This window comes from Micromonospora sp. NPDC007230, assembly GCF_042869115.1.
Classification (GTDB): Bacteria; Actinomycetota; Actinomycetes; order Mycobacteriales; family Micromonosporaceae; genus Micromonospora.
The window spans coordinates 20,999-32,321 of record NZ_JBIAFE010000007.1 but is presented as its reverse complement, the minus strand read 5'-3'; the positions used below and the strand labels follow the sequence as shown (position 1 = coordinate 32,321).

Genomic DNA, 11,323 nt, shown 5'->3' with positions numbered 1-11,323 from the left:
TCGGCCGCCCGAGCATGACTCCATGATCCATGGCCCTGGGGCAGTGCATGCCTGAGCGACCTATCGCGCGTGACGACTCCGTCATCGAGCACCAGCCACCACTCGAGCTGTCGCGCGAGCCGCGCGTCAGCGCCCGCGACCCCCGCGACCCCCGCGACCCCCGCGACCCCCGCGACGCGCGCGACCCCCGCGACGCGCGCGATGCCCGCGACGCGCGCGATGCCCGCGACGCCGGCGATGCCGGCGACCACAAAAGCCACGACCCCTACCAGCCCCTGTAGGCGGAGGACCCCCACATGAGACTCAAAGCCCTCGTCGCTTCGCTGGCCGTAGCGGTCGGCCTGAGCATGATCGCGCCACCATCGGCGTCGGCCGCTGAGCCGGATCCCGGTGCGGCCGCCAGCAAGATCGAGTCGGACCTGAAGGACCGCTTCCGCACAAAGCCGGTCTCCGACTTCTGGATCACGTTCGACACCAAGGCCGACCTCGCGCCGGCGAAGAAGATCGCCGACTGGACCACTCGGGGTCAGTTCGTCTACGACGCGCTGACCGCAGCGGCGAAGGACTCCGTCGCATCCGTCTCCACCGAACTCGACGGGGCAGGCGTCAAATACACCTCCTACCCGATCGCCAACGCTGTGCTCGTCAAGGGCGGCACCGAGAAACTCGCCCTCGACGTGGCCTCGGTGCGGCAGGTCGCCGAAATCCACGCGACACCGCAGGTCGCGCTGGTCGAGCCCGTGGACGAGAAGAGCCCGGCTGACCAGGCCGTCCGCCCCGCCGCCGCGGAGGCGGGCACCGTCTCGTGGGGCCTGGACGCCATTCACGCCCCCGAGGCCTGGGCCATGGGCGCCACCGGTGCGGGCATCACCGTGTCCAACCTCGACTCGGGCGTCCAGTTCGACCATCCGGCGCTGGTGGACTCCTACCGCGGCAACAAGGGCGACGGCACGTTCGACCACGACTACAACTGGATGGCCACCCGGGGCACGTGCGCGGGCGCGCCGTGCGACGACAACGGGCACGGCACACACACCATGGGCACCATGGTCGGCGACGACGGCACCAACCACGTCGGCGTCGCCCCGAACGCGCAATGGATCGCGACGAACGGGTGCTGCTCGTCCAACGGCCCCGAATCGCTGCTCGAGTCCGGCTGGTGGCTGCTCGCCCCGACCGACGTCCACGGAAACAACCCGGACGTCTCCAAGCGCCCTCACGTCATCAACAACTCGTGGGGCCAGAGTGCGGAGCACAACTTCGACGACTTCTTCCAGGCCATCGACGAGGCCTGGAGTGCCGCGGGCATCTTCAGCGTCTGGTCATCGGGCAACACCTCGCCGTACGCGGCCTGCGACACCGTCTCCTCGCCCGGCTCCGCCGAGAGCGCCTACTCCGTCGGCGCCTACGCGTCGAACGGCACACTCGCGTCGTTCTCCCGCAAGGGCGAGGGTGAAGGCGGCCGGATCAAGCCCGAGATCTCCGCCCCCGGCGTGACCGTTCGGTCGTCCTACCCGAACAACAGCTACACCGAGATGTCCGGCACCTCGATGGCGGCCCCCCACGTTGCCGGCGCCGTCGCGGCGCTCTGGAGCTATGACCCGACCCTCATCGGGCAGGTCGAGGAGACCCGCCGCCTGCTCGCCGAGTCGGCCGTCGACGTCGACGACACCGAGTGCGGCGGCACCGCCGCCTTCAACAACAAGTACGGCGAGGGCCGGCTCGACCTCGTCCGCCTGCTCGAGCTCGCGCCGCGCCAGGGCGGCACCCTGACCGGTGTCGTGACTGCCAACGGCGCCCCGGTCCCCGCCGCCGAGGTGACGATCAGCGGACCGTTCAGCCGGTCCATCGGGACGGACAAGGACGGCCGGTTCACGATGAACCTCCCGGTCGGCGACTACCAGATCAGCACCAAGGTCTTCGGCTACCTGACCGCGACCGCGAGCGCCACGATCACCCTCGGCCGGAACACCTCGCTCGAGGTCCCCCTCACCGCCGCGGCGCGCCACGACATCAGCGGCAGGGTCGTCGACGACAAGAAGCAGCCCGTCCGGAACGCCGACGTCTCCGTCAAGGACACGCCGCTGGCCGCGGTACGCACGGATGCCAACGGCGCGTTCACGATCGCCGCTGTCCCCGAGGGCGGGTACACGTTGAACATCAAGCCCAACGCCTGCTTCTCGCCCACGACCGTCCCGCTGACCGTCGGCGCGCAGAACGAGTCGCCCGAGATCCCGGTCGCGCTCGTCGTCGACGAGGGCGGCTACACCTGCTCCGTCTCCGAAGGCGAGTACCTGCGCGGCACGGACCCGGTCGCGTTCCCGAGCGGCGTCTGGGCCACGGTGAAGCTGCCGTTCCCGGTCGCGCTCTACAACGGGAGCCACGACACCCTGGGTATCAGCCTGCGCGGCGTGATCGCCCCGGACGCCGCCACCGGACCCGGCACCGGCGGTGCGGGCATCTTCCCGTTCTACGTCCAGACCCCCGTCCAGTTCGCCCCCGGCGGGGGAGTCTTCACGGCGGCCACCAAGGTCGACGGCGAGGACGCGTTCGTCATCGAGTTCCGCAACGCCAAGATCTGGGCCTACCCGATCCGGTCGGAGTACACGGAGCCGGTCAGCTTCTCGGCCACGCTCACCCGCTCGGGCAAGGTGATCTTCGGGTACGGCGACGGCATCGGGACCGACGACCCGGTGACCGGCGGCGCCCGCGCCATCACCGGCATACAGGGCTGGGCCGGCGTCGACGGCATCCGATTCTCCGACAACGCTCCGGTGCTGCACGACGGGATGATCGTCACCTACGACCTTCCCGACTGGGGCTACCTCGACGCGACCGTCGTCGACCAGAACGACGGGCTATCGGTGGCCGGGGCCAAGGTCTCCTTCACGAACAAGAATGGGCTCGTCGAAACCGTCACGACCAACGGGACGGGCATCGTGCATCGCCAGCTTCCGGTCGGCGACTACACCATGACGGTCGACGCGCCGAATTACACGACCGGGGCATACCCCTTCTCCCTCGACAAGCTCTACGCGAAGGCCAAGATCGACGCACGGCTGACCACGGGTGTCGCCGGCCTGAAGGCCGAGGGCCTCGACGCGGTGCTGGGTACCGATCAGAAGGGCGTCGGCACGCTGACGCTGACCAACACCGGCTCGGCACCGCTGACGTACGACCTGGGCGAGGCGGGGCGCCACCCGGAGCTCGACGCGACCGGAGCCACCGAACGCACCGGGACCGGAGCCGACAGCACCATCGACCTCACCGCCTGGAACACGACGTCGACGGGCATGCAGCCGTCGTCCTTCGACGGCACGAGCACCAAGATCGATGCCGCTGCAGCGCGAGCCGCCGACAAGATCGGCACGACCTCCGGCGGCGACGTCATCACCCGGATCGCCATCCCGGGCAAGATTGAGGAGAAGGAGCCCGCCGGCGTCGGGTACGACGGCGACGTCTGGGTCCACGACTACGACGCGAGGACCAACACCGCCTACACGGTGACCGGCAAGCCGACCGGCAAGGTCTTCGACGCCGCGTGGAACCCCGCCTACCGCGCGTTCGACCTGGAGCTCGACACTCGGACCGGCGACATGTGCCAGATCGAGGACAGCCCGCGCTCGGTGATCCACTGCTTCAACCGGGAGACCGGTAAGGAGACCAGGGTCATCAAGGGCACGTGGTCCACGGTGCAGCTGACCGGGCTCGCCTACAACCCGACGCTCGACGTCTTCTACGTGGGCGGCCGCCAGAACGGCTCCATCGGGACCGTCGCCGGCACCTCGTGGGAGAACCCGGGCGAGTTCCTCTCCTACTGCGCCGCGCCCAAGCCCGAGGTGATGGGGCTGGCCTACAACCCCGCGTCGAACACACTCTGGTACAGCGACCTCGCCAGCAGCGGACCGACCCGGCTGATCCAGGTCAACCCCAGCACCTGTCAGCTCGTCAACGCCTGGTGGTTCCCGGGCATGAAGCCGCGCCAGGGCGGTGGCCTCGCGACTGACGTGACCGGCGCGCTCTGGGCCGTGGATCAGATCGCCGATGACGTCGTGCTCGTCGACGTCGAGGACGACCTGCTCACCGACCTGCCGTGGCTGTCGCTTTCCTCGACCGGCGGCACCCTGGCCCCGGGTGAGTCGACGACCGTCAAGGTCTCGGTCTCCTCGAAGGACGCCAAGCCAGGAGTCCTCGGCGCGAACATCGTGGTGAGGTCCGACTCCGGACGCCAGTCCAAGACCTACGTCCCAGTGACGCTCACGACCACGAAGTACCAGGTCGGCGTCAACGCCGGCGGCCCTTCGGTCACCGACGGCTCCGGCTACACCTGGTCCGCTGACCAGGCCTCCGGCGACGGGGCGTGGGGCTACGAGGGGAAGACGAAGGTCACCTCCACGCAGGCCGGGATCGAAGGCACGACGGACGACGAGCTGTTCCAGTCGCAGCGCACCACGCCACTCAAGGACCTGACCTACACCTTCCCCGACGCGCCCAAGGGCACCTACGCGATCGATCTCGGGTTCGCCGAGATCGAGAAGGTGGCCAAGGGGAAGCGGGTGTTCGACGTCCTCGTGGACGGCTCGCTGACGGAGTACGCGTACGACGCGGCCGCGGCCGTGGGGTCGAACGCCGCCGACTGGCGCACTGCCGTCGTGAAGCACGAGGGCGGTCCGCTGACCGTGGAGCTGCGGGGTTCGAAGGGCCTGCGCGCCCCGAGCATCGCCGCGCTGCGCGTGACGCTCGACCCGCGCGCAGACCAGGTTGAGCAGGAGCCCGTGCCCGAGCAGCCGAAGCCGGGCGAGGTGCCGGTGGCTCCCGCCGGTCGCTCGTACTCGTTGAAGGTGACCAGCGGGCTCTACCGCCAGGGCACCGAGAACTCCGGCTGGATCGGCGACGACCTCTGCGGAGTGCTGTGGTTCGACTCCAGCTTCCGCTTCCCCTTCTACGACACGACCTGGGACGGCGTGTGCGTAAACACCAACGGCTCGTTGGTCTTCGACCGTGCCAGCACGCTGGGGAACAACACGGCACTGCCGTCGCGGAGTCCGATCGACGCGATCTATCCGTTCTGGGACGACCTCATCGTCGACGCCCAGGCAGGCATCTACCTCGGCACGACCGAGGTGGACGGGCTGGCGGCGCAGGTCATCGAATGGCGCAACGTCACCTTCTACAGTGACCGGACGGCCCGCGTCAGCTTCTCGGTCACCCTGATCGCGGACGGACGGATCCAGATCGGGTACGGCGACGGGATCGGCGGCGAGAAGCCCGTGACCCGCGGGTCGTCGGCCACGGTCGGCGTGGAGAGCCTCAAGCGAAACCCCGCGAGCCAGTACTCCTTCAACCAGCCCGTCCTCACGGCCAACCTGGGGCTGCAGTACACCCTCCCGGCCGCGGGCACGATCGGGGGCACCGTCACCGACGCGAACGACAGCAAGCCGATCGCGGGTGCGGTCGTCACGCTGAAGTCGCCGAACGGCGACCGCGTCATCACGGCCGACGCCGCGGGTCGCTGGAAGGCCCAGGCGCTGGTCGGTGAGAACACCGTGGAGGTCTGGGCGCCGAACTACGTCACGGCCAGCCGTCCGGTCACCATCGCCAAGAAGGACCAGGCCGAGGTGGTCGACACCGCGCTCACCACGGGCGTCGCGACCATCACCGGAGCAGACCTCGACTGGTTCCTCAGCTCCGACCAGGCGGCGAGTGCCGAGGTGACCGTGACCAACACCGGCTCCGCGCCACTGCAGGTCCAGCTGAGCGAGCAACTCCGTACCAAGGGCGGACACGAGGCTGCGGACCTTCCGTGGCTGACGCTGACGGGTGAGGCCGCGACCGGCACGGTCCAGCTCGCGGTCGGTGAGTCCACCACGGTCACGGCGATCGTCGACAACACCGGGTTCCAGCCCGGCGTCCTCGTCGGTGACGTGCTCGTGGCGTCGAACGCCGGCAAGGGCGGGGCCCAGTACACGCCGGTCCGGCTGGCGACCTCGGCCTACTGGCAGGGCGTCGATGTGGGCGGGTCCGGGCACGTCGGTGCCGACGGCTTCGTCTGGTCGCCCGACCAGCCGCTGGGCTCGGGACCGTGGGGGTACGTCGGCGGCGACGCGCGCGCCACCAAGGCGGACATCGCCGGCACCGAGGACGACGCGTTGTTCCGGACCCAGCGGACCGGGAAGACGTTCGCCTACGTGTTCAAGGACGCGCCCGCCGGCACGTACCAGATCGGCCTCGACTTCGCGGAGATCGAGAAGGTCAAGGCCGGCATGCGCACCTTCGATGTCCTGGTCGACGGCAAGGCCGTGCTCCACGACCACGACGTGCAGGCGAAGGCGGGCGCGCTGACCGCGGACATGAACACGGTCACCGTCAAGCACACCGGCGGCGACCTGAAGATCGAGCTCCGCAGCGAGATCGGCGAGCGCGACCCGATCCTCAACGCCCTGAAGGTCCAGGAGGACCCGCGCCTATGAGATAGCCGAACCGGTCCACCAGCAGTGGTCAGAGCCTCCTCGGAAAGGATTGCCGTGGAGGCTCTGACCGCGACTAACGAGTTTGCGGCTTTGGTCCTCATTCACGCACTTGATGGCAAAGAGGTCGAGTTTCTCGTCGGTGGCGAAGTGCCGGACGACGAAGGCGCGTTGCCCGACGCACCAGAGCCCTTCGCCTTGTTGCCGATCCGGCCGAGTGCGCACATCTGCCGCGCTCCGCGTGCCACGCAACGTCACGTCCGCTCGTGCCGAACGGGCGAGCGTTGTTCCCGGTGGGAGGCGGGCTGGGGACTACTCAGCGTTGGACCAGGAGCGGCTACAAGGCCCTCGCCTCGACACGCCAAACACCATGATCAAACATACCCATTTGCCGCCGACCGTGCGCGCGTTGTCTCAGCACGCCGGTCACGCTGAGTGAACGCCGGCCTCGGTGCTGTTCTTTGAGACGGTCGGTCAGCTGGCCGTTGCCTGGTTGGGAGAGCACGACGCTGGGCGCGGCAGCAGCCCTCGCTGGCGGTCAGGCCCTTCAGCACTCGGGAGGTGCGTCTGATCCGTGGGCGGCGCGGCGACGTGGTACGACTGCTTCAGCGAGAAGCCGACGAAGTGGGCGGGCCGGTGACGACGAACAGAGTGACCAATCTGCTGCGTAAGCGTGGGAGTCCGCAGCGGCCGACCTTCCTGGAACTGTTCTTCGATCTGGTGTACGTCTTCGCGCTCACCCGGATCGTGAACGAGTTGGTGCTGGACTACACCACCGGCCGCGTCGCCGAGACGTTGACCACCACCCTTTCGGAAAACGGCGAGACTCTGCTGCTGTTCCTGGCCATCTGGTGGATCTGGACCCAGACGGCGTGGATGACCAGCCGGTTCGACCCCGTTGCAGCCGGCGATCCAGTTCGTTGTCCTCGCGACGATGCTCGGGAGCCTGTTCCTGGCGGTCGCGATATCCGGGGCTCTCGCGGAGACCGGTCTGCTCTTCGCGAGCACATACGTGGCGATCCAGGTGGGCCGCACCCTCTTCTTCGTACTCACCTTGCGGGGCCATGATCTGCGCCGCGTCAACATGCTGGCGCTCGTCTGGTTCGGCGCGTCGGCCGTACCGTGGCTCGCCGGAGCTATGGCACCGGAGCTGACGCGCAATTTGCTGTGGCTGCTGGCCTTGGCGATCGACTACCTGGGGGGCGTACTCGGCTGGCCGGTACCGGGGCTGGGGCGTGCGCGCGTGTCCCCGTGGGCCGTCGCGGGCGAGCACCTGGCCGAACGCTACTGGCTGTTCGTCATCGTCGCGCTTGGTGAGACGATCCTGACCACCGGATCGACTCTGTTGCACGGTCCGATCGTGGCTGAACGAATTATGGCCCTTGTACTGTCGTTCGTCACCACGGTGTTGCTGTGGCGGATCTACTTCTACCGAGCCGGCCAGATCTTGGGCGAGGCCATCGCGGCATCCGCCGATCCCGGCCGGCTCGGTCGGTCGGCCGAGCTCTCCCACCTGCTCATGGTGGCCGGCATCGTCGCCACCTCAGCCGGTTCCGAGCTCGTCCTCAACGATCCATCCGGACACGCCAAACCGGCCTGGGTCGGCGCCATCCTCGGCGGGCCCGCGCTCTACCTCGCCGGGCGCGCAGTATTCGAGCACGTGGCCTTCGCCCGCGTGTCCCGGCCACGACCGATCGGGATCGTCGTCCTCGCGGCCGTAGCGCCGGTGATGGTCGGCCTGCCGCCACTCGGGGTCGCCGCAGCAGCTGCCGCCGTCCTGCTCGGCGTCGCCGTCTCGGACATGATCCGAGCCCATGGACGCCCACTGGAGCAGGCCTCGCCGCCCCGCTGACGCGTGCCTGTCGCCCCACCAAGTCGAAGTCGATCTAGGGCAAACTCGCGTGATCGGAGATCACCCTGACGCCAATATGCCGACGCTCCTCTCGGATGCCGGTGACGGAGCTACGAGGGCGCGAGTACCAGCTACGGCCGCAGGCCACCGACGAGCGGTCCCCGCAGCGGGTTCAGTTGCGGGGACCAGTCACCGCGCCTGAGAAGGTGGCGGAATAAGCTTCGGCGGCCGGCTCGGGATCATGGGTGGCCTGACGAGGACCTGGTGCCTCGTCTCTTGACCGGCTATCGACCGAGGGAGAGAGGATGCCACATTGCCTGCCTCTGACGGTACAAGCCAGCCTGGCGGCGCAATACAGTGAGCCAGGTTCCACGATTGCGGGACTTGTATTCGGTTCCGTATGGATTGTCGCCGGAATTCTTATAATAAGATTCGCCAGGTTCACCCGTTCGCTTCCATCGGAAGAGCTCCGGTTGCAGCCTGGTTGGCTTTCGATTAACTTTTGGCTTGAGCATCCAAAACTGCTCGGCGTGGCCGGATATTCGGTGGCGACGATCGGGGCGGGTCTTGTCGTGTTGGTGCTCGTGCGTTTAGTTGCGCGTCTGATGTAGCTAGAGACGGCAGGGTGGCCGCCGACGAAACGTCCTGTCATGTCGAGTTGAGTACGCCCCTGCGCACTCCGGAGGGCCGACAGCGCCGGGTTGGGACCAAGTTAGGTGAGGTAGCAGAGCCCGCCGCAGATGGCGCAGAACGCCCGCAAGGCCACCATCTCGATAATGACCGGTGGGTCGTCAGCGGTGAGCGGTACGGTCTCGTCAACGGCGGTCGCCTTGGCCAGGACAAGCCTGTGTGTCATCCCGTTGCGCCCCTCATCGTCCCCGTATGCGGGCAAGACGCGCCGCAGCACGTCAACGAGCTGCCAATTCGGCCCATCATCGGGCGCGGCGGTCCAGCCAGGCCACGACCACGGCGTGTGGCACCGTGACCGCGGCCAGGAGGGCGAACGTCGTGGGCAGGACTCCCGCGGTCCCGGTGTGGTGGGTGAGCAGGGCGAAGGAGATTAGTACGGCCGCGGTGGGGGGCGCGGCGCGCAGGGCGAATCGTCGTAGCGGCGGGCCCAGCCGACCGGCCCGCAGGTGGGCGGCGTTCGCCGGGTCGGCGCAGAGCAGTCGCGCGATGTGCCGGAGCGAATGCCACGCCGCGAAGTAGACCCCGAACGCCAGCGCGGGCGGGACGATCGCGAACACGGTGGCGAGGAGCCCGAGTTGGACGAGGTTGCGTCCGCGTCGACCGCGCACCTCCTGTACGGCGGTGATGGCCACCGCTGACACCGTGAGGACCAGGGCGGTGGCGCGTACCTCGCTGGTGAGCAGCACGGTGGACCCCGCGGCGACGCGCTCCAGCAGTTGGTCTACCTGGTCGCGCCACAGCACGAGTGGGAAGACCACCGGTGGAGCGCCGTAGGCGAGGACGCCGTGCGGGCGTAGCCGCACCCGCCGGCCGTCCCGCTCGGCGTGGAACGCCTCGTCGCCGGTGCCGAAGTGGGCGATGGCGAGGACCAGGAAGCCCAGCAGGACCGCGGCCGGTGCGGCCCGGTAGGCCAGTAGCCCGGTCCCGGCTATGGCGGCATAGCCGAGCAGCAGGCTCACGCGTCGGCTCCACCGGCGTGCCTTCACCGAGAGCCAGGCGGGGATCAGGTGGTCGACGGCACCGTGTGGAAGCCCGAGCAGCAGCCCGAGCAGCGCCGGGAGCGGCGTGGACGCTGCTGCCTCGGCCTGGGTGGGCAGGTACAGGACGAGTACGGCGAGGAGCGCCAGGATGCCCGCGGTATCGGCGCGGCGCAGCACGGCCCGGCGGGGGTCTGCCCGGCCCTCCGGGCCGATGTCGGGTCGGCCGAACGGGCGAGGCCGTCTGCTGTTGCTGGCCGAGCCGAACCCCGCCTCGTGCGCGATGGGCTGGCTGCTCATGCCACCGAGAGTTGGCCACGGTCGGACATCGCGCGGAGCCGGCCCACGTCGACGATGCTCCAGCCAACCTTCATGAGGGCCGACAGGACGACGAAGAGGATCGTACTGGTGTGCTCATCGACCATCTCGACTCCGGGCGGCCCCAAGATCCAGACCAGCGGGAAAGCGAGCCAGAGCAGGGACAGCAGCAGTGCGACGACGATGAAGTGGGCCGCCATCGGGGCGGGCTGCCGCTTGGCGTCGGCCTGTAGCGGCCCCCAGATCAGGCCCAGGACGAGCGCGAGCGCAGCCACCCCGATTCCGTAGATGGTGAAACGGGCCGCAGTGCTCTTCATGGCCTCGGCGACCGGGCCCGCGAGGATCATCGGGAAGGTTGGCACGATGAGCGCCGTCACCAGACCCAGCCGCTTCTCGGCGATGGCGTGCGTGGCCGTGAGGACGAGAGAGAACACCAGCAGCGGTGCGGTGACGATCCAGTCGGCGTAGTGCGACCAGTCAATGATGTGGTCTGCCGTGTTCGTCCGGCTGGCGCCGAGCGCCGCGACGACGTGCCAGATTGCCGACCACGCCAGGATGACGAACACCCCCCGGTATTCGGACTGGGGGAGTCCCTTCGGGTTGCGGCTCCACCGGATGAACAGCAGCAGGGCGGCGGCGCACAGGATGACGTACGACCACAGCCACCACTCGGACACATGTGCTCCTCGACCTCGACGGGCGTACGGCGATAGCGGCATCTGATGGTCAGGCACCGCCGACCCGGCATGTGCTCGCTGGCGGCATGGCCGCTACCAGCGGGTACGCCGACGTCCTTCTCAAGCCGGGTGACTCCGCATTGGCGAGCTTATTCCGGTTTAGGGCTATTGTTGGTAGTTAGTCAGCATTCGAGCGGCCGGCGCCGACCACGAGATCGCCTCGCACCTCGTCGGTGTGCGTGTCTATGTCGTGGCACCGACCGGGGAGCGCCCGTACCGGACGCTGATCACGTCCGGGATGAGTGAGCTGTCGATGACGGTCCGGGAAGGCCACGGCATCAG

The 11,323-nt window shown here is 68.6% G+C and carries 8 protein-coding genes; 5 read left to right on the top strand and 3 right to left on the bottom strand.

Annotated features, from left to right (window positions below; all coding sequences use genetic code 11):
• Positions 1-47 precede the first annotated feature (47 nt).
• The 5 genes from ACFYML_RS12035 (at position 48) to ACFYML_RS12015 (ending at position 8,930) form a co-directional block, all read left to right on the top strand.
• Positions 48-281 carry a hypothetical protein gene (locus ACFYML_RS12035; protein WP_387420603.1) on the top strand — a complete coding sequence of 78 codons (234 nt, stop codon included), beginning with the start codon at positions 48-50 and terminating at the stop codon, positions 279-281.
• 15 nt (positions 282-296) lie between these two features.
• Positions 297-6,470, top strand: coding sequence for a S8 family serine peptidase (locus ACFYML_RS12030; protein ID WP_387420602.1), 6,174 nt, complete (start codon positions 297-299; stop codon positions 6,468-6,470).
• Positions 6,471-7,028: 558 nt separating this feature from the next.
• Complete coding sequence (locus tag ACFYML_RS12025) at positions 7,029-7,535, top strand: low temperature requirement protein A (RefSeq protein ID WP_387420601.1); 507 nt, start codon at positions 7,029-7,031, stop codon at positions 7,533-7,535.
• Positions 7,420-8,319, top strand: a complete 900-nt coding sequence (locus tag ACFYML_RS12020; protein ID WP_387420797.1) for a low temperature requirement protein A — start codon at positions 7,420-7,422, stop codon at positions 8,317-8,319. Before ACFYML_RS12025 ends, ACFYML_RS12020 begins: the two co-directional genes overlap by 116 nt.
• A gap of 305 nt (positions 8,320-8,624) precedes the next feature.
• Positions 8,625-8,930 (top strand): hypothetical protein, encoded by a 306-nt coding sequence (locus ACFYML_RS12015; RefSeq protein WP_387420600.1) that lies wholly within the window; start codon positions 8,625-8,627, stop codon positions 8,928-8,930.
• Positions 8,931-9,031: 101 nt separating this feature from the next.
• Here the strand turns inward: ACFYML_RS12015 and ACFYML_RS12010 are convergent, their stop codons facing one another.
• The 3 genes from ACFYML_RS12010 to ACFYML_RS12000 form a co-directional block, all read right to left on the bottom strand.
• A complete protein-coding gene (locus ACFYML_RS12010; protein WP_387420599.1) occupies positions 9,032-9,175 on the bottom strand; it encodes a hypothetical protein in 144 nt (47 codons plus the stop codon).
• A 76-nt stretch (positions 9,176-9,251) separates the two neighbouring features.
• Entirely contained in the window at positions 9,252-10,286 is a 1,035-nt protein-coding gene (locus ACFYML_RS12005) for a Brp/Blh family beta-carotene 15,15'-dioxygenase (RefSeq protein WP_387420597.1), read from the bottom strand.
• On the bottom strand, positions 10,283-10,981 hold the full coding sequence (locus ACFYML_RS12000) for a bacteriorhodopsin (protein WP_387420596.1): 699 nt from the start codon (positions 10,979-10,981) through the stop codon (positions 10,283-10,285). Before ACFYML_RS12000 ends, ACFYML_RS12005 begins: the two co-directional genes overlap by 4 nt.
• Positions 10,982-11,323 lie beyond the last annotated feature (342 nt).

What these genes read in the sequence shown, in the direction of transcription:
- ACFYML_RS12005 (WP_387420597.1), bottom strand. Translation starts at nt 10,286, where the DNA reads ATGAGCAGCCAGCCCATCGCGCACGAGGCGGGGTTCGGCTCGGCCAGC.
- ACFYML_RS12015 (WP_387420600.1), top strand. Translation starts at nt 8,625, where the DNA reads ATGCCACATTGCCTGCCTCTGACGGTACAAGCCAGCCTGGCGGCGCAA.
- ACFYML_RS12030 (WP_387420602.1), top strand. Translation starts at nt 297, where the DNA reads ATGAGACTCAAAGCCCTCGTCGCTTCGCTGGCCGTAGCGGTCGGCCTG.
- ACFYML_RS12010 (WP_387420599.1), bottom strand. Translation starts at nt 9,175, where the DNA reads ATGACACACAGGCTTGTCCTGGCCAAGGCGACCGCCGTTGACGAGACC.
- ACFYML_RS12035 (WP_387420603.1), top strand. Translation starts at nt 48, where the DNA reads ATGCCTGAGCGACCTATCGCGCGTGACGACTCCGTCATCGAGCACCAG.